16 protein-coding genes are annotated in these 23,315 nt (G+C 54.5%); 6 read left to right on the top strand and 10 right to left on the bottom strand.

Translation table 11 applies throughout. The features are described from left to right. Positions 1-260 precede the first annotated feature (260 nt). Positions 261-2,540 carry a dynamin family protein gene (locus HNR65_RS05330; protein ID WP_181550424.1) on the top strand — a complete coding sequence of 760 codons (2,280 nt, stop codon included), beginning with the start codon at positions 261-263 and terminating at the stop codon, positions 2,538-2,540. A 20-nt stretch (positions 2,541-2,560) separates the two neighbouring features. Beyond that, entirely contained in the window at positions 2,561-3,349 is a 789-nt protein-coding gene (locus tag HNR65_RS05325) for a ParA family protein (RefSeq protein ID WP_181550423.1), read from the top strand. A 20-nt stretch (positions 3,350-3,369) separates the two neighbouring features. On the opposite strand, the gene HNR65_RS05320 is transcribed toward HNR65_RS05325, so the two are convergent. Both HNR65_RS05320 and HNR65_RS05315 read right to left on the bottom strand, forming a co-directional pair. Continuing rightward, positions 3,370-4,011 (bottom strand): RecX family transcriptional regulator, encoded by a 642-nt coding sequence (locus HNR65_RS05320; protein WP_181550422.1) that lies wholly within the window; start codon positions 4,009-4,011, stop codon positions 3,370-3,372. After that, positions 4,008-5,534: a dynamin family protein gene (locus HNR65_RS05315; protein WP_181550421.1), complete on the bottom strand. Its 1,527-nt coding sequence runs from the start codon at positions 5,532-5,534 to the stop codon at positions 4,008-4,010. The genes HNR65_RS05320 and HNR65_RS05315 overlap by 4 nt, the downstream gene beginning before the upstream one ends. 271 nt (positions 5,535-5,805) lie before the next feature. On the opposite strand from HNR65_RS05315, the gene HNR65_RS05310 reads away from it, so the two are divergent. The 3 genes from HNR65_RS05310 to HNR65_RS05300 are packed head-to-tail and all read left to right on the top strand — an operon-like array spanning position 5,806 to position 8,545. Continuing rightward, positions 5,806-6,735, top strand: a complete 930-nt coding sequence (locus HNR65_RS05310; protein ID WP_181550420.1) for an ABC transporter substrate-binding protein — start codon at positions 5,806-5,808, stop codon at positions 6,733-6,735. Then, positions 6,732-7,730, top strand: a complete 999-nt coding sequence (locus HNR65_RS05305) for a FecCD family ABC transporter permease (RefSeq protein ID WP_181550419.1) — start codon at positions 6,732-6,734, stop codon at positions 7,728-7,730. The genes HNR65_RS05310 and HNR65_RS05305 overlap by 4 nt, the downstream gene beginning before the upstream one ends. Further along, positions 7,727-8,545: an ABC transporter ATP-binding protein gene (locus tag HNR65_RS05300; protein WP_181550418.1), complete on the top strand. Its 819-nt coding sequence runs from the start codon at positions 7,727-7,729 to the stop codon at positions 8,543-8,545. The genes HNR65_RS05305 and HNR65_RS05300 overlap by 4 nt, the downstream gene beginning before the upstream one ends. Here HNR65_RS05300 and HNR65_RS05295 read toward each other — a convergent pair. Beyond that, on the bottom strand, positions 8,535-10,262 hold the full coding sequence (locus HNR65_RS05295) for a YcaO-like family protein (RefSeq protein WP_181550417.1): 1,728 nt from the start codon (positions 10,260-10,262) through the stop codon (positions 8,535-8,537). The genes HNR65_RS05300 and HNR65_RS05295 overlap by 11 nt on opposite strands. A gap of 203 nt (positions 10,263-10,465) precedes the next feature. On the opposite strand from HNR65_RS05295, the gene corA reads away from it, so the two are divergent. Beyond that, positions 10,466-11,524, top strand: coding sequence for a magnesium/cobalt transporter CorA (gene corA / locus HNR65_RS05290; RefSeq protein WP_181550416.1), 1,059 nt, complete (start codon positions 10,466-10,468; stop codon positions 11,522-11,524). 173 nt (positions 11,525-11,697) lie between these two features. Here the strand turns inward: corA and HNR65_RS05285 are convergent, their stop codons facing one another. The 7 genes from HNR65_RS05285 to HNR65_RS05255 form a co-directional block, all read right to left on the bottom strand. Further along, positions 11,698-15,453 (bottom strand): SIS domain-containing protein, encoded by a 3,756-nt coding sequence (locus HNR65_RS05285; RefSeq protein WP_232364658.1) that lies wholly within the window; start codon positions 15,451-15,453, stop codon positions 11,698-11,700. Next, complete coding sequence (locus HNR65_RS05280; protein ID WP_181550415.1) at positions 15,440-16,822, bottom strand: penicillin-binding transpeptidase domain-containing protein; 1,383 nt, start codon at positions 16,820-16,822, stop codon at positions 15,440-15,442. Before HNR65_RS05280 ends, HNR65_RS05285 begins: the two co-directional genes overlap by 14 nt. A gap of 16 nt (positions 16,823-16,838) precedes the next feature. Continuing rightward, a complete protein-coding gene (gene metG, locus HNR65_RS05275; protein ID WP_181550414.1) occupies positions 16,839-18,773 on the bottom strand; it encodes a methionine--tRNA ligase in 1,935 nt (644 codons plus the stop codon). 1 nt (position 18,774) lies between these two features. Next, positions 18,775-19,518, bottom strand: a complete 744-nt coding sequence (locus tag HNR65_RS05270) for a PSP1 domain-containing protein (protein WP_181550413.1) — start codon at positions 19,516-19,518, stop codon at positions 18,775-18,777. Positions 19,519-19,541: 23 nt separating this feature from the next. Next, on the bottom strand, positions 19,542-20,579 hold the full coding sequence (gene holB / locus HNR65_RS05265; protein WP_181550412.1) for a DNA polymerase III subunit delta': 1,038 nt from the start codon (positions 20,577-20,579) through the stop codon (positions 19,542-19,544). A 12-nt stretch (positions 20,580-20,591) separates the two neighbouring features. Next, a complete protein-coding gene (locus HNR65_RS05260; RefSeq protein ID WP_181550411.1) occupies positions 20,592-20,873 on the bottom strand; it encodes an HU family DNA-binding protein in 282 nt (93 codons plus the stop codon). A gap of 127 nt (positions 20,874-21,000) precedes the next feature. Beyond that, positions 21,001-23,271 (bottom strand): LPS-assembly protein LptD, encoded by a 2,271-nt coding sequence (locus HNR65_RS05255; protein WP_181550410.1) that lies wholly within the window; start codon positions 23,269-23,271, stop codon positions 21,001-21,003. Positions 23,272-23,315 lie beyond the last annotated feature (44 nt).

The raw sequence follows: 23,315 nt of genomic DNA, 5'->3' as shown, positions 1-23,315 counted from the left end.
GTTTCAATATCCTTTCCGGGTGTTACCCGGTAGGTCGGATGTGCTCCCGGATTTCCCCGGGGGCGGATGGCTTTTTTTTGCAGCAGGTCTGTTCGGTGCGCATTTTGATGCTCCGCTTTTAGGGATTCCAGGTGTCGGCTGTATGGGACTATCTAAAGAATATTTTTGACAATCCGGGGCCACCATGTCATAATTTTAGATTTGTATAAAGTGCCTGTTGTATTCTTACAGGCAGCACGGGGATTGTTGCAGGAAAGCATATGACTCAGCAGGCAGTTAAAAGGGCTCTGGGCCGGGCCGCACGGGAACTGGAGGATCTGCTTGACCGGGCGGCGGGGCAAATATCGTCGGGTGATGGCGGGGAATTGGAGCAATGGCGGCAATTATGCGAAAATTGCCGGCAGCGCCTGGAAGACGACCTGCTGCGCATGGCTGTGGTGGGCACCATCAAGTCGGGCAAAAGCACCTTTATCAACTCCTTGTTTTCCGGTGACTACCTCAAAAGGGGCGCTGGTGTCATTACCTCCATTGTCACCCGTGTCCGGCGTTCAGACCGGCTGGAAGCCGTTGTCTATTTCAAGCCCTGGGAGGAGATTAACAGCGAAATCCGGCAGGCCCTGAGCCTTTTTCCTTCCGCGGGCTGGCGCTCTTCTGCTTCAGAACCCTTTGATATCCGGAACCCATCTGACCGGCAGGATTTGCGTCAGGCGCTGACCAGTCTGGAAGCCGGATACCTGGTCAACCGCGACAGCCGCAGTGTCAGCAGTGTGCTGCTGGATTCCTATCTGCAGGGATACGACAGGGTGGCTGAAATTATTTCAGACCGGACTGAAATCCGGCGTTTTTCAGAAAATGATTTTTACACGCATCAGGACTTTGCCGGCAACCAGGGACTGGCGGTTTACCTCAGGGACCTGGAGCTGTTTATCGATTCCGGGGATCTGGCAGAAAACATAGAAATTGCCGACTGCCAGGGCAGTGATTCCCCCAATCCCCTGCACCTTGCCATGATCCAGGATTATTTGCACACCTCGGATCTGATTACCTATCTGATCAGCAGCCGCACCGGCATCCGCCAGGCGGATCTCAAATTTATGTCCATGATCAAACAGATGGGGGCCATGGGCAATGTGTTGTTTGTGATCAACTGCGATTTTAACGAACATGAAAACCTTGATGATTTAAAGCGTGTAAGGGATCAGGTCCGTCAGGACCTTGCCCTGCTCACCCCTTCTCCGGCGGTATACACGTTTTCCGGCCTTTATGCCCTGTTTTCCGATATCCGCGATTTTCTGACGGAAAAGGATCAGGCCCGCCTGGACCAGTGGCGCGGCGACCAGGACCTGGCCCGATTTTCCCAAAAGGAAAAAAACCGGTTTGAGACGGATTTCAAGCATCTGATCACGGAGCACCGCTACATGCTGCTGCTTATCAATCAGCTTCAGCGAATGGAAACCGTAATTTCGGATTTTTCGCAATGGCTGGCATTTAACCAGAAAGTTTTATCATCAGATGCCAGCGGCGCAGATGCGCTGGTCAGCCAGGTCCGGGAGCAGCAGAAAAAGACCGAAAAAATCCGGTCCATGATCAACAGCACCTTTGACGGTACCTGCCGGCAGCTGAAAAAAGAGTTGAAAACAAATACGGATCGCTTTTTTGACCTACGCCACGGACCGGTGGTGCCGGCTGTGGTGGATTTTATCCGCAGCTATCATATTTCACCGGATCAATACCGGGCCATGCTTATGGAAAACGGGTTGTCTGAAACCCTGCCTGTGGTGTTCCAGGATTTCAAGGAAAGACTCGACGTTTTCATGGCAGAGCAGATCAATCCCCGGCTGTTTGGCTTTGTTGCGGAAAACGAGGCTTATGCATTCGAGTACCTGGAATCCATCTGCCGCCCGTATGAAAGCATGATCCGCGAAACCCTGGCGGATTTTGGACAACACAGCGGGTCCGGGCAGGAAAGCAGCGGCCGGCAATCCGCCGGCAATTCGGCACCGGTGTCCATGGACGGGGTGAAAAAGGCCCATGGTATTGCCATGCCCAATGCGGCCGCCACTTTTGATTACACCCGGGGCATCCAGACCGAGGCCTTCATGAAGCTCGGGTTTTTCCGGATGGTTCAGGGTATTAAAAAACTGGTGAAGCGATCCGGGGCTGCCGGAAACGCGGACTTTTCCGCTTTGGAAAGCGGTGTGGCCAGGATGAAACGGGAAACCGAGGCCACGGTGGTGTTTCATTTCAAAAATTACCGGGAAAATCTCAAGTTCCAGTATCTGTTTGTGCTCATTGATGCGATGGCCGGGGAAATGAGCCAGTGGCTGGTGCAGCGCTTTCAAACATATGCCACGGATTTGACCCGGATCCGGGAAATCAGCAACAAAAGTCAGGAGGAAAAGAAACATTTTCTGACGGAGATGGAGGATATGATTTCCGAACTTGAGCGGATCAAGGGCCAGGTGGACAGCCTGCGGAAGTCCCTGGGCCGGCAAAGCCCTGCAGGCGGCGGGGCGGGCACAGGCGATAAGGACCCGTAACCCATGACAAGGAGGTGACAATGGCGGCAAAGCAGGCGCGTTTGGTGGCGGTGGCCAATGAAAAAGGGGGCGTGGGCAAAACCGCAATGGTAATCAATCTTGGCGCGGCCCTGTCTGCAATGGGCAAGCGAATTTTGATCGTTGACATGGACCCCCAGCACAATGCCGGAAGCGGCCTGGGCATTGAAGCCGATGATGAGACCATAACCGTCTATGACCTGATGACCGCTCCGGACCAATACAACGCTGCAGATGCGGTTTTCTCCACAAAATGGAAAAACCTGGAGCTGATCGCATCCCATATTGATCTGGCCGGCGCCGAAGTGGAGCTGGTGGAAGCCGAGGGCCGGGAAAACCGCTTAAATATGGCCCTGAAGGGATTGGCAAAAAACTATGACGTCATTCTCATGGACACCCCGCCAAGCCTGTCGCTTTTGACCATCAACGTGTTTGCCTTCTGCCGGGAAGTGCTGGTGCCCTGCCAGACCCATCCCTATGCCTTCCGGGCCCTGACAGACCTGTTTGACACCATTGAGTCCGTACAGGAGGAGATCAATCCGGAATTGCGGATTTCAGGGCTGGTGCCCACTTTTTTTGATCAGCGCACCCGGGTCAGCAACATGATTTTAGACCGGCTGCGAAGCGATGAACGCTACTCCCAGATGCTTTATGACACGGCCATCCGCGCCAACACCACCATTGCCGCCAGCACCGAGGCGGCCAAACCTGTTGTGTTTTACCGCAAAACCAGCAACGGCGCCCGGGATTTTCAAGCCCTGGCAGCGGAATTTCTCAAAAGGGCACCATAGCTGCCCGGTTAAACAGGTTTTTAATATTTTTTTTCAGCCTGCGTGTCCAGAAACGCCAGGGCCTGCGTCCAGACCGTCTGGCAGGTTTCCCAGGAAAAGCCGCGTCGGTTGAGGTATTGATAGAATTTTTGTTTCAATGCCGGCCGGTCCAGTTTTGCCCATGCGGCAAGCCTCGGGGCCACGGCCCGCCACGCCGGCCCGGTTTCTTCAAAGTCTGTGAGCATTTGATCGATGATGGTTTCATCCACGCCCTTCTGCCGCAGTTCGTGACGCAGGGCAAATTCTCCCCTTGGCCGGCAGCGGCAGCGGCTTTCAATCCACATGCGGGCAAAGGATTTATCATCAATGTAACCATAGGATTCCAGCCGGCTGAGCGCGTTTTGGACAGCCGGCCCGGAAAATCCCTTTTTCTCCAGATACCCGATGATTTCCGCACGGCTGCGGGGCCGGTACCGGAGGTAGTGCAGGCACCGATCAAAGGCTTTTTGCTTTTCATCTTCGTGCAGGAGCCGCTGTTTTTCCTCAGGGGTTAGTACCGCACCTACCTGAAGCGATGCCGCAATTTTTTCAGACAAAGAAAAGGCATACTCGCCGTCAATAAATATATTGCAGCGTCCCCGGTTTTTCTTTTGTGGGCTAATGGCGGTAATGGACGAACTCATTTTTCCGAAGCTGCGGGCCGGTCCTGCGGGGGAGGGGGCAATTGATCCGGGTCGCTGGCATCATCTGCGGATTTAGCGTCGGAAAAATCTTCATCTTCAATTGGCTTGGAAATGTTGTCAAACACTGCCTGGTCCGGTGCCATGTTGGCCAGTTCATTTAAGGCCTTTCTGACTTCCCGGCTGCCCTCGGTGTAGATTTCATGGACCTGTGCATATTCGTTTTTCAGGGTTTTTACAGGATAGCGGCCGCTGGTTTTCTGAAGGTAACGAAATACCAGGGGGCCCACGGACTGCCAGTTGTCTTTGCGGGTCTGGGTATCCAGGGAAATGATAGCATCGGTTTTTTTGCGCCACCTGCGTTGAAAAGCCTTCATCATGACGCGCATGGGACCGTAAATCCAAAAAGCCAGCCCTGCGCCCAGGGCCGCCACTGCGAGGACCATGGCCCATGGATCGGTCAGGGTGCCGGCCAGGCCGAAAATTACGGCCCCGTATGCAACCGCCCCGCCCAGAAAAAGGCTTAAAAGCGCCCCGATCAATGTGAGTTTGAATTGAAATTTTTGTGTTCTTTTTCTATGGGTCAGCAGGGCCTCGAGAAACTGGTCAAGGCGCTCGGAGTGGGTTTCGATAAATGAGGCCAGGTTATCAAGCCGCCGGCGCGGGGCATCCAGGACCGACTCCCGGAGCTTTTTGCGCTGATTCTGGAGGTGATAGAGAAAGTCGTGTGAGCCGGGCCGGCTGCTGTCAGATTTGCCGGCCGCCCGGGAGGAGTAGGTCAGGTGGATGGCCGGAATGTCTTTTCGGCCCGTGATCTGGGACAGATTCCAGCAGAGGGTCCCGTAGACCTGGAGCAAATCACTTAAGGATGAACATTCATCAATTCGGTTGAGCACGAAAAGAACCCGGTCCTCAAAGGTCCGGGCGGATATGGTCTCGCGCAGGCTTGTGTGGGCCTCGCGTACAGTGCCGGCCTTGTGCGGGTCAAATAAAACCAGTACCAAATCGGCCAGCTGGGCCAGATCCCCGATCACGTCCTGGTAATTGTAGCCCCGGTCCCGTTCCGTTATGGAATCAAGCATGCCGGGTGTGTCAATGATGGCCAGATTTCTGAGAAACGGGGAATTGACCTTTTTGAGCCGGAAATGGGAGGCAAAACGCTGTCCGTGCTTTTTCAGGATTTCAAACGGATAATCCGGATCATTTAGCAGATACTTTCCGTCGCGTTCTTCCGTGACCCGGACCGTGACCTGTTCAGTGGCCGCATCATCATAGGTGATAATCGTAAAGGAATCATCTGTGGGGGCCTGTCCCACTGCCTGCACATCCCCGCCCAGAAATTCGTTGATCAGGGTGGATTTGCCCGAGGAATAGTTGCCCACCACCAGCACAAGCGGGCGCCACTTGATGGTGCTCTCCAGGGCCACGTCCGAATAGCCATACTTGAGCGCCACAGGCGAGAGCCCGTCGCGCACCATTTCCACCATTTCCAGGCGCAGTGCATTTATGTAGTTTTCCCGGTACATTCTTTTTCTTTATCAATAAATATCAGGCAGGTCAAGCGCGGTTAAAGAACCGGAAAACAGAGGAAACAAAAGCACATTTCAGGAAACTTGATTGAACACCCTTGAATATCAAGTTGTTTCCGGTTAGGATACCCACGAATTTCAGTTTTGATCCCCAAGCCCGGCTTTCAATGGCCGGTGCAGACAGATGGAGAAAACATGGCGTTGGAAATCAACGGCTCGACCCTGAACTCTGTACGCATGATCATGGCTCACATAGAAGAGGTCGCAGATGGCCAATAACAAAACAAAGCCAGCTGGTTGGAAAATCCGACGACTGATTTTTTTGTATTTTCTGCTGGGCGCAGGGTTTGTGCATGCAGATATGGTCATGGATCACACCGGCCGCAAGGTCCGGGTGCCCGATGATCCGGTCCGAGTGGTAAGCCTGGCGCCGAGTATTACGGAGATTGTCTATTCTTTAAACTGCGAGCAGCGCCTGGTGGGTGCAACCCAGTACAGCGATTATCCTGCAGAGGCCGGGAATTTGCCATCCGTAGGCTCCTATGTTTATCTGGATCTGGAAAAGATCGTGTCCTTAAAGCCGGATCTGTGCATTGCCATCAAGGACGGCAATCCATTGCGCATTATCCGGCGCCTGGAGGAAATGAACATTGCCGTGTATGCGGTCAATCCCAGGGACCTGGATTCAGTGATGAAGACCATATCCGACATCGGCAAAATCCTTGGGACAGAGCAGCGCGCTGGGGAGGTGGTCTCGGACATGGATCAGCGCATGGCCGCGGTAAGCAAAAAGGTGGACAGCGTCTCCCATCGTCCCGGGGTCTTTTTTGAGATTGGCGTGGATCCCATTGTTTCTGCCGGGTCCAATACCTTTATCAACGAATTGATCCAAAAGGCCGGCGGCTGCAACCTGGCCGGCGGCCATCCCGGATATCCGAGGTATTCAGTGGAGGATGTGCTGGCCCTGGCTCCGGAGATCATCATTGTCACCTCCATGGACCGACAGAAGGTTTTTGACCGGGTGCTGCAGCAATGGCAGCAATGGGAGGAACTGCCCGCGGTGGCCGATGACCGCATTCACCTGGTAGACTCCAATCTATACGACCGCCCCTCGCCCCGGCTGGTCAAAGGACTTGAAGAACTGGCCCGGCTTCTCCATCCGCAACTGTTTGACAGTGACGGGGACAGGGCAAGATGACAGCCGTGGTCAAGCGAATTTTTGTGGTCACAGCGATTTTGGCCGCGCTTTTGGCGGCAGCCGGATTTCTGGGCCTGACCATGGGCTCTTCCGGAGCCGGGGCGGCTGACGTTATCCAGGCCATCCGGGATTTTTTCCGGGAGGAAAGCCTGATGCATTCGATTATCTGGAAAATCCGGTTTCCGCGGGTGCTTCTGGCCGCCCTTGTGGGCGCATCCCTTTCCCTTGGCGGCCTGGTTTTCCAGGCGCTTTTGCGAAATCCCCTGGCAGAGCCTTATATCCTTGGAATTTCCGGCGGTTCAGCCATTGGTGCGATCATCGGCATTCTTCTGGGTCTGGCCCGGTTTCCGGGGGTAGGGATGCTGGCGTTTGCCGGGGGCATGGCCACCCTGTTTCTGGTTTTGGGCATTGCTTCCGGGCAGACCACGGCCAAAAAAGAATCCCTGCTGCTTTCCGGGGTCATGGTCAATGCGTTTTGTTCCGCCGGCATCATGTTTCTGCTGTCTCTTGCAAGGGATGCCCGGCTGCAGAACATCATGTTCTGGCTTATGGGGGACTTGTCCTCTGGTGGAATGGCCGAAGCCCGTCTTCTGGCCATGATGGTGCTGCCCTGCTTTGCCGCCATTTTCTGGCTGTCGCACAAGATGAACCTGCTGCTGATGGGAAGGGAAATGGCCCAGTCCATGGGGGTCAATGTCCGGTTGGTGAGTGTCACCCTTCTGGTTCTCACTTCGTTTATGGTCAGCGCAACAGTGTTTCAGTGCGGGCTGATCGCATTTGTGGGCCTGGTGATCCCGCATTTGCTGCGGCTGGTCCTGGGCTCGGACCACCGGGTCCTGACACCGGCCTGTATTTTCGGCGGTGCGGCCTACCTGGTGCTCTGTGATTTGCTGGCACGTGTTTTGCCCAGGCAGGGGGAAATGCCCGCCGGGGTGATCACCGCCATGATCGGCGCACCTGTTTTTATTTTTCTGTTGAGAAGGAGCAGCGCATGAACCCGGCTGTTTCGGTTGCAGGCGTATCTGCCGCTTATGCGGATCAAGCCGTGCTCGAAGATGTCTCATTTGAGGTCAAAACAGGCGAGTGCTTTATTCTCATAGGGCCGAACGGTTCCGGCAAAACCACTTTGATGAAAATCATGGCCGGTCTGCTCAAGCCCGTGTCCGGCCGGGTGCAGATCCTGGGTCGCAGGCTGAAAAGCTACGGCAGAAGAGACCTTGCCCGGCGCATGGCATTTGTGCCCCAGCAGGTGCCCATGGATTTTCCATTCCGGGTCAGAGACATGGTATTGTTCGGACGCAGTCCGCATCTGGGCACATTCGGTCTGGAATCGGAAAGGGATCACGCCCTGGCCGATCAGGCCATGGATTTTACCGGCGTTGCCCGGCTGGCTGATCGGCGCATGGATCAGCTAAGCGGCGGCGAGCGCCAGCGGGTCTTTATCGCCAGGGCCATCTGCCAGGAGCCGGAACTGATTTTACTCGACGAGCCCACCGCTGCCTTAGACATCTCCCACCAGCTTCGGGTCATGGACCTGATGGAAAAGATGCGCAATGAAAAAAGCATTACCGTTATCATGGTCTCCCATGACATGAACCTGGCGGCCATGTACGCCGATACCCTGATGCTTTTGCATCAGGGAGAAATGATTCAATGGGGCCCCCCGGGCCGGGTGCTGACCTATGAAACCCTGGAGGCGGCTTATGGGTGTCCCCTGCTTGTGGATCAAAGCCCGCTTGGTCCCATGCCCCGGGTGACCCCTGTACCGGGCCGTTATATCCGGGAGGATCTCAAAACCCTTATTTCCTGAGCGCTTCCAGGTGCTGCCGGGCAAACTCAAGGGAAGGGTCCAGGTCCAGGGCAATCCGGAAAAACCGTATGGCCGCGTCCATATCCCCCATTTCCCGGTAGTTGACCGCCAGGTTGGCATGATCGATGCCCGATGCCGGGTTAAGTGCAATCACCCTGGAGAAGCTTTCAACCGCTGCCTCGTGGTCTTTTTTCTTGAAATGGCAGAACCCGGCCAGGTTGTGCAAATCAGTGCGTTCATGGTCCCATTCAAGCCCTTTTTCCGCATTTTCCAGGGCGTGCTCATAGTCGCCGGCGTCTTTCAACGCCTGGCCCATGTAGGAATAAATGCTGGCAACATCCTGGGCGTGAGGGTCAAGGGCGAGCGCGGATTGGAAAAGCGCTATGGCGGCCTCTGTCTCCCCGAGTTCCATGCGGGTTTTCCCCAAATAAAACTGTACGTAATATTTGCCCGGCATCATGGCGTCCATCTGCGCCAGTCGTTGTGCGGCCTCATGCGGGTCAAATTTTTCCGTGATCAACCGGGCGCAGAACATGCCAACAGTTCCGGCAGCCGCCCGCTCCCGGAAACGCGCACCGGGAACCACCGTGTACAGGGCGCAGACTCCGAGACCCGGGTGGGTGGTGTCCATGGTGATGACATCCAGGTTCTGCTGCTTCAGGGCGGCAATGCAGCGCCGGACCTCCTTGCCAATATTGCTGTCTGAGATATCCGGCAGGTCTGTGATGTTTTTGATGGTCCCGGGTTCGATGATATGGGCGACATCTGCCGGGTCCGCCGGCTTGGGCAGTCCGCTGGCCACGTAATTGGATCCGGTGTGAAAGTCGCCGGCGAGCTGGGCAGTTTCAGCCAGGGCACGCGACAAGGCTTTTTCCGGATTCGGAGCCGTGCCCGCGGTCCATACGATTTCGCTTTTGTGCGGAAAGGTTTCCGGATCAAAGGCCAGGGCCCCGACCGTGGCAATGCCCGTGTCTAAGGAAAAATCCGACAAAAACACCCGGATTCCGTTTTTTTTGTATTTTTCCAGCATTTCCCGCACCATGGGGTCTGTTGCCGATGCCGGGTCAATGCCTGGCACGGGGGTTTGTTCCCGGCAGATCCTTGCAGATACGTGGCGCTCCACAATTTCACAGATTCCCTGGCAAAGGGCTTCCTCCAGGCAGTTGCCGGCAGAAGTGCCGTTGAATTCGTTGATGGCAAAAAACCATTCAAAGGGAACCCGCACGTCATGGCCGCGGGTAAGATTGGCCCCCATTGCCCATTTCAAGGGAAGGGTGTCAAATACCCGGGCTGCGGCTTCCAGGTCTTCTGATTCATCGTGGACTGATGCGGCAATGGTTTCAAAGGGCAGGGCGGATTTTACCATTTCCGGCCGGGTGGCTTCCACGAAATTGGCCGGGTCTGCGGCAAAACTATAGAAGCTGAACCGCTCCACCAGTTCCATGACCGCGCTGGCCTCTGCCTGGGCCGGGGTGGCGCCTTTTCCCATCTGCTTGGCTGTACCGGTCAGGGACCGGGCATCCGGGCCGCACACGGAAACATAAACCGGAATATTCAGCCTGCCCGTGTCAATGCGCGCGGTTTTGGCCAGTACGGCCAGGTTCTGTTGGGCAAACCGGCGCCTGACCTTTGCCACGGTTTCCTGCGGGTCGGCAACTTTGTCCTGGTCTGCGGTAAATGTTTTATATGCGTCCTTGAGTATCCATTTCGGATTCATTTCAGATATCATCCTTTTGTTTGTATCCGGTTTTGAAATCCATAAAAGGAACTTACCATATGCAAGCCGGCGCAGGTCGTCAAGCGTTGTGTGGGCAAAACCCCCGTTGACAGGAATTTGGTTTTCTGTATATCCTGCATTGAAAAATTTTCAGACTGAATTTTGTCTGGTTGCAGATCATTGTCCAAAGGGGGGCGAGGCCAATGGCATCTGAGAAAGTCAGCACGAAAATTGGCATGGCTCCGGGTTCGCTGGTTTACGTGGGCGAGGAGGGGGCTGCGGATATATGTGTTTCCATCATCCAATACAGCCGGGATAGGTACACCGAAACAACGGATGCGGATTTAGAAGCTTGCAGGCAGGCGATTTCAGAAGACAGTGTCACCTGGATCAACATCACCGGGGTCCATGATCCGGATCTGATCGGCCGGCTCGGACAGATGTTTGATCTGCATCCCCTGGTGCTTGAAGATATGCTCAACACAGAGGGTCGGCCCAAGCTTGACGATTATGACACCTATTTGTTTGCGATTTTGAAAATGATCGACTATGACCCCGGCCAAAACCGGCTGGATCATGAGCAGGTCAGCCTTGTGGTGCGGCCCGGCCTGGTCATCTCTTTGCAGGAAAAGCCAGGGGATGTGTTTGACCCCGTCCGAGAGCGGATCCGAAAGGGCAAGGGCCGGATCCGAAAACTGGGCGCGGATTACCTGGCATATGCCCTGATGGACATGATCGTGGATCAATATTTTCTGGCCATGGAACAAATCGGCGAACAGATCGAAGATCTCCAGGACGAGGTCATAGAAGACCCGGGAGAGGAAATTGTCCAGACCATTCATCAAAGCCGCAGCCGGATTATTTTTTTAAAAAAAGCGGTCTGGCCGGTTCGCGAGATCATCCATAACCTGCTGCGCGATGACACGGATCTGATCTCCGATGATGTGCGTGTCTATCTGCGCGACGTCTATGATCATGCCATCCACGTATCAGACACCGTGGAAAGCCATCGCGATATTCTTTCCGGGGTGCTCGATATCTACCTGACCACGGTGAGCAACAGAATGAATGAGGTCATGAAGGTGCTCACCGTGATTGCCACCATTTTTATCCCCCTGACCTTTATTGCCGGGGTCTACGGCATGAATTTTGATTACATGCCCGAGCTGTCCCGGCCCTGGGCCTACCCGGCACTGTGGGCGGTGTTTCTCGGGATTTTCGCCGGGCTTTTGGTCTGGTTTAAGCGCAGAAAATGGCTGTAAACAATCCTGATGGCGCCGTAAAAAGTCCAATATCTGCGTTACGCGCACTTTCTCAGAATTTCACGTACGAATAAGTACGCTGCATTCTTCGAAATTGCGCAAGCCTTGATCTTGAACTTTTTACGGCACCATCTGAAATCAGACTTTTTACGGTGCCATCAATCCTGACGGCCTCAGGAGACCCTTTCCACGATCTGCTCTGCGATTTTTTCCGCAGACCGGCCAAACAGCTCGTCCATGGGCACTTGCTCCAGCAGTTCATCGTTCCAGGCAATATTGTTTTCCTGGACAATATTTTTGATATGTTCGTGCTTGCCGCCCAGGGCCTTGACCCTGGAGGCCAGGTCCACGGCCGGGCGGAAGGCCACGTCGAACAAAAGCAGGTGCTCCACCATGTTGGGCCGGGAGGGATCTCCTGAGATCAGCGGGATGACGAGGATGCTTCTGTCGTCTTTTCTGCCCTTGCCCATGTAGACATTGCCCTCGCGCACGATGATTCGCTTGGTGCCTTTCAGGGTGCGGTCTTTTTCAGCCCTGGAGGCAATGGCGGCGGAACTGCCCTGTTTGTCAATGACCTCGATGGTGGTTTCTTCCGTGGGCTCGCCCATCAGATTGACCCCGGAAATGCGGTAAAGGGTCCAGCCCTTGATGTGATCGAGTATCTGCTGCATATTTTTGATCACGAGAATGTTGTTTAACGTCAGGTGCTCGATGGTAAAGCCCAACTGCTGCATCATGTCAAAAAGCAACCCCTCTGCCTTTTCCTCGATACGGCTGGTGCCCACGGTCACGGTCTTGGCCTGGTGCTTGATGGCATCCACCGGTCGGGCCATGGTGTTGATGGCCTCTGCAAGGGAGGCAAACAACAGATCAAACATGTTGCGCGCCGTGCCTTTGACACCGAAATCAATCTCAAAATCGGCTACCGGCAGCCGGCCGGAGAGGTATTTGAGCAGCAGCACCAGGTTGGTGGAGCCGTTGATGCCCATGGTCGGGGCAAGCCCGTTTTCCGCCTGGCGCTTTCGAAATTCATTGTAAAAACGCAGGATTTTTTCTCTGAAAGATTTTTCCAGGGCGATTTCGTAAATATCAAGATCCTGCTCGGCATAGGCCTTGATGGTTTCCCGGATCTCTTCGCGGAACTGGTGGAGAAAGTGTGAGCCTTCATTGATGGTCAGGGCCGCATAATAGCCCCACATATGGCCCACCAGGGTGTTGACAATGGGGGCGAAATGCTCGCTTACCGCAGGCACCCGGAAAACGTCTTCGGCATAGGTGTCAAACCGGTACTCATTGGCATCCGCAATGACCACGGGAAGGGCCTTGTGGGACCGGAAGATGGCCGTGTCCTTGACAATGTCGCCGATCACGCTTCTGCGGGTGCCGGCAGCACAGACGATGATCAGCGGCTCTGAGGACAGGTCAATGTGTTTTTTGTCTTCAACGAAATCTGATGAAATGGTTTTGTAGCAAAGCTCGCTTAACTTGATCCGGATTTCGTCTGCCGCCGCCTTGTTGGGTCCGCTGCCAACAGTGGCCCAGTATGTGCGCTGAAGGGCCAGACGATTGGCGGATGCCCGGACCTGCTCCTTCATGGACAGCACCTGCTCCATAATATCGGGAAGCTGGATCATTTGCCGGACCTCGTTTGACACAAACGCATGGCTGCGGCGGCCGGTGGCCTGGGCAATGTATAAGGCCAGCACAGCCCCGGCAATGATCTGGGAGTAAAAGGCCTTTGTGGAGGCCACAGACATTTCAATGTCCCTTCCTGAACTGGTGTAGAGCACTCCATTGGTTTTAAATGTCAGGTCTGAATCTCTGCGGTTGACAATACACACGGATGACGCACCCTTTTTGCGCACCATGTCAACGGCCCGGTTGGTGTCCGTGGTGGTGCCCGACTGGCTGATGGGCACCAGAAGCGTGTCAGACAAATCCCGGCCGTCTGATTCATTTAAAACAAATCCGGACAGTTCTGATGATTTGAGGGCTTCTATGCGCATTGTTGGTTCATCCAGGTAATAGCGCATGAGATTGGCGCATGCCGAGGCCGCCACGCCCGCGGTTCCCTGGCCGATAAACAGGATCTGGCCGATCCGGCCGTGGGTGATTCTGTCAAGCAGGGCCTGCGGTATGGTGGTTTCATCCAGGGTAATTTCGTATCGACGGCCGTCTGTATTGATGATTTTCCAGCGGTTTTCCAGGGTCCGGCGCACTGATGCCGGCGCCTCTGAAATTTCTTTTAAAAAATAATGGTCAAAATCCTGGCGGTCGATATCCCGGGAGGTGAGCTGGGTCTTGCGGATGTCGGCATCTGTGAGCTCGATTGGAGCGCCGTTGTAAAACATGGCCGTGACCCCGGACAATCCCCCATGGCTGTCCGGGTCAATGACAAAGATCTGGCCCGAAATAAGCCTGCCCTGGCTGTCTTTATGCGCAGCTTCGCCGTCCATTTTCAGGAAATACGGGGTTTCTTCGGCAAATCCGTAAACCTCGGAAGTGGGAATGTAGAAATCCGGTCCCAGACCCACGAAAACGGCCTGGCCGCTTCCTTTCAGGGCCAGGAACAGTTTTCCCGGGGCCAGGTCCGACTGCATGCAGATGGCATGGGAACCCTCGAAATCATTGACTGCCAGGCGAAAGGCTTCTGCGATGTCATGGCCTTTTTTGAGATACCCGGCAATGTGGACCGGGATGATTTTGGTATCACAGGTGATCTCTGCGGGATAGTCCATACCCCCGGCCTCGTGGGCTTTCTGCAGGGCCTGGTAGTTATCAATGTCGCCGTTTAAGCTCACATGAATGATTCCGGTTTCCTCAATCAGGGAGGTTTGGGTCTGTGCATCCATGGGGTGGCAGTTGGGTTCGTTGACCTCGCCCACAGAGGCCCACCGGGTATGGGCAGAGACGTTAAAGCGCCGGTGGGGCTGGATCAGCAGAAACTGGAGCACTGGATCGGCAGCCAGTTCATCCCGGATATAGGCAATGTTGTCGCCCAGACGGCCGATTTCAGCGGCCACCTTGTAGGTCAGGGCAACAGAGACACGCGGATCGGAGGGATCATTTTTTAAATGCCGCACGGATACACTTTTGTGCAGCAGCAGGCCCCTGTTGGTGCGCCGGGCAAATTCCTCGGCATACCCGGCAGCGTTAATCCGGCTTTCCAGGTCAAAATAAACCGAATCTTCCAGGATAAACATCAGGGACAATCCTGCTGAATCCCGGCCGCGCACCTCGAGTCTGTCAATGCTGTTTAACACCGAGTTGACCTGCTGGGCCGCAGCCAGCCCGCCCCGGGCAAGTTCCGGTATACCGGGTGTTATCACACGGATTTTTTCCATGTTGTCCAGCAGCTCGGTTTTCAGGCTCCATATCGCATCCCGCAGGGTCTCAATACGGGTCGAAACAATGTCGAAAATATCCGGCGCAAGGCGCCCCATGGCCTGGTCCCGGCCCTGAAGTTCCTTTCTGGCCAGATCCTCCAGATTTTTCAGCAGGACTGAAAGGCGGCTGCAGGCATCGGTATCGGTAAACAAACCATAAAAACTGTCCGTCTGCTTGAGCTCCCGGATTTTTGAATAAAGAATGCCCACGGTATCGGCTCCCCCCAGATAGGCGTCATCAATCCGGCCTGGCTCAGGGCTGTTTGCGGAAAAACCCGTCTGCGCCATTTCAGCGGCAGCGTTTTCCAATTCTGAAATCATATCTGGGGGCAAAGCATCGGATTTATCAGCCCGCTGAAAGGTCACAATGCCGGTCAGGCCGCAGCAGAGCCGGTTTAAGACAAGGGGGAAAAAAATAAGGGTGTCGCGCTCTACCGGATTTTGCGGGATTCTGCCGATGCGGATTTGCGGGATCACTTCTGCGGTCTTTTTTAGCAAAGACAGCAAAAAAATTTTTAAGCTATGGGCTTTAGGTGTCATCATTTACAGCGTCCTGTGGTGCCTTGGCCTGGTTTAGGGGTTGTTGCATGTATTCGTAAACGATTCTGCGGAAATATTCAGCCGCCCGCACGCCGATATAGTTCTTGTGGGCAACGATCACCCCGACTGCGATGGTGTTTCCGGTTTCACGGTGTCTGGCATATCCGGTAAACCAGTCAAATTTGACCTTTGCCGGGTTGTCGTTGATGGAACCGGTCTTGCCGCCCACATCAAACCTCTTGAAAATGGCGGTTGCCTGTCTGCCCCGAAAGCTGCCCCGTGCCGTGCCACGGGTTACAGCGGCATTCATCATGGACTGCATCTGCCGGGCCGTTTCCGGATGGATGGATCTGGTCAGCATTTTTCGATCCTGGCGGAAAACAACGCGATCGTTTAACACTGCGCGTTCAATAAAATAAGGCCGCATCATGGCCCCGTTGTGAACAATTGCTGCTGACAGCATTGCCGCATGCAAAGCGGAGATTTGCGTGGTTTTGTTGAAACCACAGGCAATCTCCGCCCAATTATAAGGTTTTTCGGATACGGATGCAACGCTGACATCCACGGGAAGATCGAAATCCATTTCCCGGTTGAACCAAAAGGCTTGTGCATATTTTTCCAGGCGGGCCTTGTCCAGGTAGTTTTGCCCGATTTTGCCGAAAACCGGATTGATGGATTCGGCAAAGGCCTTTTCCAGGGTTACGTAGTTGGTATATTTGTTTTTCGTGTCCGCCAGCTGGGAGCGATACAGGGTGTATTTACCGCCGTTAAAGCTCATGCGGGTCTCCGGGGTCAAGCCGCTGTCATCGATGGCACCTGCGGCACTCACGATCTTAAACAGGCTGGCGGCGGGAAATGAGGCGTTTGTACAGTTGTTCATATCCGGATTATTTCGGTCATGGGAGGCCATGACCAGGATTTTTCCGGTCCGGGCGTCCATGACCACAATACCGATCTGCCGGGCATATTTGGGATCCATCATTGAAAGCACGGCTTTCTGCAGGTCTTCATTCAGGGTGGTATGAAGGGCGCAGTCCCGGCCGGCGATTTTTTTGGAAAACACGGGTGTGAGGGGATTGAGCAGATCGCTGCGGTCCAGAAGCGCCCGGACCTCATCGCGGGTGACGCGCTCGGTTTCCGGTTTAACAGCGGCCTGCTGCGGCAGCGGCCGGCTCTGAAACCAGTGGGCCACAAAAAATCCACCTTTGATCAAACCCAGCCCGATGCACAAAATCAGCAGGTATGCCGGCAGCCGTCTGAGGGCCTGCCTTGCTGCCGATTTTTGCCTCAGGCGGAACTGGTATTTGCGCCAGGCGGTATTGTGAAATTTTGTCTGGCTGTTGATGGTTTTTCGCTTGCGAAAAGCATCCATGATATACAGATGCGCCTTATTTCAGACGGGTTCCCGGCAGGACCGGGCGGTCTATCACGGCTACGGATCCGTCCTGCCCATCGACTGCCGCCAGCACCATTCCCTCGGAGCGGATTCCCATGAGCTTTGCGGGTTTCAGGTTGGCCACCAGAATAACGGTTTTGCCCACCAGGTCTTCCGGTGCATAGAGCCTGGCAATGCCGGCCACTACAGTGCGGGTCTCGTGGCCGATGTCCACTTCCAGCTTCAGCAGTTTGTCCGCTTTGGCGACTTTTTCCGCTGAAATCACCCTGGCGGCACGCAGATCCACCTTGGCAAAGTCTTCAATTCCAATTTGCGGGGCCATGGGTTCAGCTTTCTTTTTTTCAGGTGCCGGGTCCCGGGCAGGCCGGTTGAGAATGGCCTCGGGATCCAGGCGCGGAAACAGGGATATGCCTTTGGGCAATACGGTTTGCGGCGCGATTACACCCCATTTTGAGATTTCTGCCACCAGGTAAAATCCGGGTTTGGCCTCCGGGTCCAGGCCCAGGTGCTTGTGCATGGCTGCCGCTGTTTCGGGCATCACCGGATAAATCAGGCCTGCGACCACCCGGAGGCCTTCGAGCAGGTGACAGATCACCTCGGCAAGCTGCGGGCGGCTGTCTTCCTGTTTGGCCAGTTCCCAGGGAGCGCTGGTGTCCACGAACTTGTTCATCTGCCCGATATATTCCCACACCGCAGCCAGCCCCTTGTGAAAATCCAGGTTTTCCATGCTGCGGCAAAAGGCGTCAATGGCAGTTCTTGCCCCGGCCTTCAGGTCAGTTCCCATAATTTCGCCTGCTTCCGGGTTCCAGTCCGGCACAGTGCCCTTGAAATACTTGTGAAACATGGCCAGGACCCGGGAAAACAGGTTGCCCAGATCGTTTGCCAGATCCGAGTTGATCCGCTGGATCAGGGCGGCTTCTGAAAAACTGGAATCCAGCCCGAAGGTCATTTCCCGCATGAGGAAATAGCGAATGGCATCCACGCCGTAAGTGTCTTTAAGATAAACGGGATCCACCACGTTGCCCAGGCTTTTTGACATTTTGCTTTCATCCACGTTCCAGTAGCCGTGAACAAAGAGGTGCCGGTAGGGGGCGATGCCTGCGGCCTTGAGCATAATAGGCCAGTAAATGCCGTGGGGTTTTAAGATGTCCTTGGCCACCACGTGGCGCACATGGGGCCAGAAGCTTTTAAACTTTTCCCCGTCCGGATATCCCAGGGCGCTGATATAGTTGATCAGAGCGTCAAACCACACATAGGTGACATATTTGTCGTCAAAGGGCAGGGTGACACCCCAAGTCAGCCGGGACTTGGGCCGGGAGATACAGAGGTCTTCCAAAGGTTCCCGAAGAAAGCCGAGCACTTCGTTTTTATAGCGTTCCGGCACGATAAAATCCGGATTTTCATGGATGTAGTCAATGAGCCACTGCTGATACCGGCTCATTTTAAAAAAATAGTTGGACTCCCGGATGGGCACGGGGGACTTTCCGTGATCCGGGCACTTGCCGTCTTCCAGTTCCCGCTCGGTGAAAAACCGCTCGCAGTCAAAGCAGTACAGTCCTTCATACTCGCTGAAATAGATATCTCCGCTGTCGTAGATTTTCTGCAGCACCTGCTGAACCACGGCAATATGATCCGCATCCGTGGTTCGGATAAAATAATCGGGATGAATGTTGAATTGCGGCCAAAGATCGCTGAACAACCCGGAAATCCTGTCCGCATAGGCTTTGGGGGCCTCATTGCTGGCTTCTGCTGCCTTGACGATTTTATCGCCGTGTTCGTCCGTGCCGGTGAGAAAAAAGGTTTGTTTGCCCTGCATCCTGTGGAAGCGCCGGGCCACGTCAGCGGCTATTGTGGTATAGGTATGTCCCAGGTGAGGTCTTGCATTGACGTAATATATGGGCGTGGTGATGTAAAAATGCGATGTCATTTTATTCTTCCTGTGACGAATGCTTTGTATTGTCTTTGTTCGAATTCGGGTTCTGCGCTTTCTGGCTGCCGGAATACAGGTTGTTTTCAAAGGTCAGGCAGCACATGAGCCGGCCGCAGACTCCGGAGATTTTTGTAGGATTCAGGGACAACCCCTGCTTCTTGGCCATTTTGATGGTAACCGGGTCGAACCGTGTCATAAATGCCGAGCAGCACAGGATCCGTCCACATCTGCCCACACCGCCGCACATTTTGGCCTGGTTTCGGATGCCCACCTGGCGCATTTCAATTTTTGTGCGGAATTCCTTGACCAGCATTTTCACCAGTTTCCGGAAATCCACACGACCGTCTGCAGTGAAAAAGAAAGTGAGTTTGGAGTTGTCGAAATTGCTTTCAACGGAAAACAGGTGCATCTGCAGGTTCAGGCTGTCCACGCACTCCCGGCAAAAATCATAGGCCTGGTCTTCGATTTCCCGGTTTTTTTCCCTCTGCTCCTGGTCTTCCGGGGTGGCCGGACGGTACACCTTTTTCAGGCTTTGTCTGACGGTTTCCGGATCCCGGTTTTCGGGTTCCGTGGCCACGGTGCCGAAACCCAGCCCGTGTTCGGTCTCCACGATGACTTCGTCGCCGCTTTTTAGCACGTAGGCGCCGCAATTGAAATCATAGATTTTTCCCGCCGGCTTGAAACGGATGCCGACGATTTTAAGGGGGTACTTTTGTTTGGATTCGGTTTCTTCCGTATTCATAAGTGAAAGCTTCAGTCCTTTTATCAATAAGTCTTGCCGCCCTGAGCAGCCAGCGCCTCGACCAGGCCATCCATGACCAGCCGGGCATTGGCGTTTGTGGTCAGTGCCTTTTCCGCTGCAGCAATGGCATCGGTTTTTTCAAGGATCTGATCCATTGAGGTCCGCGAGCCGGTCTTGCGGACCTGATCAGAAAGATCCCGGTTGTAGAGCAGCTCGGGTGCGGCTGAACACACCGCCAGATCCCTGTACCAGTTTTTCATGATTTCAAGATTTGCCTCAATCCGGTCCTTGTCCCTGGCCATCAGTTCAGCCAGCACATGCCGAATGCCCCTGGGCTGTGCGGGCAGTTTCCTGAGTTGCTCAATGACAAAATTGCGCCGTGCAGACCAATCCCGCGCTGCCATTTCAACGGCACGGCCAAGGCTTCCCCGGGCAAGAGAGGCAACGATCATGGCCTGCTGCGGGGCGATGCCGCATTTGTCACGAAGATAAGCCTCCAGTTCAGCCGGGGCAATCGGGTGAAAACGGATATGCTGACACCTGGATACAATGGTGGGCAGCAGATCACCGGTATCTGCGGCAATAAGGACAAAAACCGTGTGTTCCGGGGGCTCTTCCAGGATTTTGAGCAAAGCGTTGGCTGCTTCGGCATTCATCCGGCCGGCCGGGTCAATAATCACAAACCGGCAGGAGCGTTCATCGGATTTCAGGGCCAGGTCAGCACACAGAGACCGGATTCGGTCAATGCGGATATTGAGACCTGAGGGCTCTATCACCCGGACCTCCGGATGTACGCCTGCGGCGATCTTTTTACACGACCGGCAGTTGCCGCATGCCCGGGGGAAAGCAGAGCTTTGTCCGTCTGTTTGAGATGCGGGCAGGCCTGTCAAATCCGGATTTTGGCAGTTGCTGATCATTGCCAGGGCCAGTGCGGCGGTTTTTTTGCCTACCCCGTCTTCTCCGGTAAAAAGCCAGGCATGGGGCATTTTATCGTTTTGAAGGGCATTGGCCAGCAGCTGCACCGGACGCTTCTGCCCGATGAGATCTTCAAGTCCGATCACAAAATTCGCCGTTTACGCCTTTTCATTCACGCGTTCCCGAAGTTCCTTGCCGCACTTGAAAAAGGGCAGTTTTTTGGGACGGATCTGCACCTTTTCCCCGGTCTTGGGGTTTCTGCCGGTATAGCTCTTGTAGTTTTTCACAAAGAAACTGCAAAGGCCGCGAATTTCAATCCGCTCTTCATTGACCAGGGCATCGGCCATGGAATCAAAAAAGATCTGCACGATTTTTGCTGCTTCGGATTTGGAAATATCCGCTTCCTTTTTAAGGGCGGATATCATTTCGAGTTTATTCATTTTTCCTCCTGTGTCAAAATCTCCGGTTGCAAGCTGTTTCTCCTAATTAAACATAAATTTTCAATAAGTCAAGGGGTTAAGCAAAAGTGCACAGCCGGAGACTGTCATTTGTAACATATCCGGGCAATCAATCCCCGAAATTTCCGAGCCCGTAGAGGTTAATCATAAACGCGATGTCATGGTCCTCTCCCTCTTTTTCGTACCTGACCTGCAGAGCCCAGCACTGGGACCGCCAGCGAAAACCCAGGCCGGTTTCAATACTTTCGTCTGTTTCCAGGCTTCGCTCGTAATCCGCCAGAAGAGTCAGTTGGCGGGTTACGGGGGTTTCGACTTCAAGATACAGGCTTTCCCGGGCCTGCTGATCGGTGTTGCGGTAGGCCACTTCGGATTCATATTCCCGGTTGTTTCGGTATTCAGCGTGAAGCCGGTCACCCCGGCTGCTGCGGTAATGAACAGAGAAGTTGGTGGAAATGAATTTGTCTGCCTCGTGGCTCCATTGTGCGTCTGCGCGCAGGGTAACCGGGGATGCCGGGGTAAAGTCGAGTTCCGCAAACAGGGGTTCAAAGGCCAGGTCGGGATCATGGCTCTGGTTAAAATCATAGCCCTGCTCGATATAAAAACGCAAAAATTGATTGTAGCGGTGTCCGGGCCCATCGTCTTTTTTCGGATCGCTGACTGTGCGCCTGGAGGTCAGAAACTGGGTAAGGGAAAGCGCCATGCGGTTTTGCTGTTGATACCGATCGTTTTCATCAAAAAAGGGAAATTCCGACTGATCGGATTCGGGCACATATTCGTAGGAAAGCAGGGGAATAATCAGGTGTTTGATCTTTTCCACATTTTCGCTGTCAACGGAAAACACCCGGCTTAGCTCTGTGGAGAGCTCAGCACCGATGTCATACATTTCCCGGTGCTTGTAGCGGTCAGCGCCTGCAGTGTAATCTTCCCGGTCCCCGTCAACATACCAGGCCGTCTGTCGGAAGCCCAGTGACGGCTCAAAGGTAAAGCTTTCATAAAGGCGTATGGGCAGGAAAATCCGGGGATGGAGATCCATCCGGTGGCCGGTCAACCCGTCTTCACGGAAAAAATAGGTGTATTCGCTGTCCATGGCGGCAAACAGCATCTGATTGGAAAAACCGGGAACCTCGAGCAGGGGCTGTTTCAGGGCGCTGTATCCCACCCGGGGAAGCCGCTGGAGGGTGTCATTGGTATCGCTTTGCCGACGCTTGATCACATCATCATACCAGACCAGGTCCGTGTTTAAGACATGATAGTTCCAGATCTTGTTGATGTTTAACCGGTTGGTGCGAACCGGGTTGTTCTCATCATCGAGATCTCTGCCGAAATGGGAAAAAAACTGCTCTTCTGCGGCATCATATCCCATGTACCCGCCGGAAAATTCCCGGAGATAGTCCTGATCGCTGACCACATCGAGATCCAGCCGGGCCATGGCCCCGCCGGGCAGTTCCTGGTCAAACTTTGCCCGGAACCAGTATCTGTCGTCATTGGGTCTGGGTGCGTTGTCGTGATCATACCCCCAGTCTTCAGTGGCTTCCGGGCTTCCGTCATCGATTCTTCTGTCTTCGAACCCGTCAAACATCAGAACCCCTTTTGAGTCTTCAGACCGCATGTAGCGGTATTCAGCACCCAGTCTTTCCCCCCGCTCCTGCAGGTGCTGGTAATAAAAGGTGGCGTCCGTGTTATCGGATATGGCCCAGAAATACGGCTGGGTGTATTCAATACCGTTGCGGCTGGAATAGGTGGCACTGGGCGGGAGCAGGCCGCTTTGCCGTTCGGTCTTGGCCGGAAACATAAACCAGGGCATATACAGGAGCGGCATTTGCCGAACCCGGAAAGCCGCATGGGAAACATACCCGTAGCCCTCCAGGGTGACCTCGACTTCCTTTCCGGTGATCTGCCAGTCCGGCGAATCGCCTTCGCAGGTGGTCAGGGACGCTTCATGAATCCGGTATGTGGACTCGCCGGTTTTTTCAATGCGATCGCCGCGGATGCGGAACTGATTTTCCCGAATAAACACAAATCCGTCATAAAGGGTGCCGGTGTTGTCGGCCATGTTCATCTCCAGGCGCCGTCCGGACATCCGGTCGCCGCCGGATACCAGTACCACATTGCCTTCGGCTCTGGCGGTTTTGGCAGCCTGGTCAAGGGTGGCAAAATCTGCTGTCAGTTCTTTTTGGCCCTGAATGATCAATACATTGCCCAGGGCCTTGTACAACTGCGTTTCCGGATCATAGGTGAGCCGGTCGGCAAAGACCTGCCAGCCGCCGTTGGTCAGCGCTGGGTCAGAAATCTCCTGTGCGACGGCGGCATTTGTTATCAGCACCGCTGCACATATGGCGGCCATCCACAGACAGGTTTGTTTCCGTAAAAATCGGGACATGGGCATTTGCAACATTTGCGCTGATGGCCGCGCCTGACGCCGCC

This window comes from Desulfosalsimonas propionicica, from assembly GCF_013761005.1.
GTDB classification, from domain to species: Bacteria; Desulfobacterota; Desulfobacteria; order Desulfobacterales; family Desulfosalsimonadaceae; genus Desulfosalsimonas; species Desulfosalsimonas propionicica.
The sequence above is the reverse complement of the archived record's forward strand: the minus strand, read 5'-3'. Positions and strand labels throughout refer to the sequence as shown.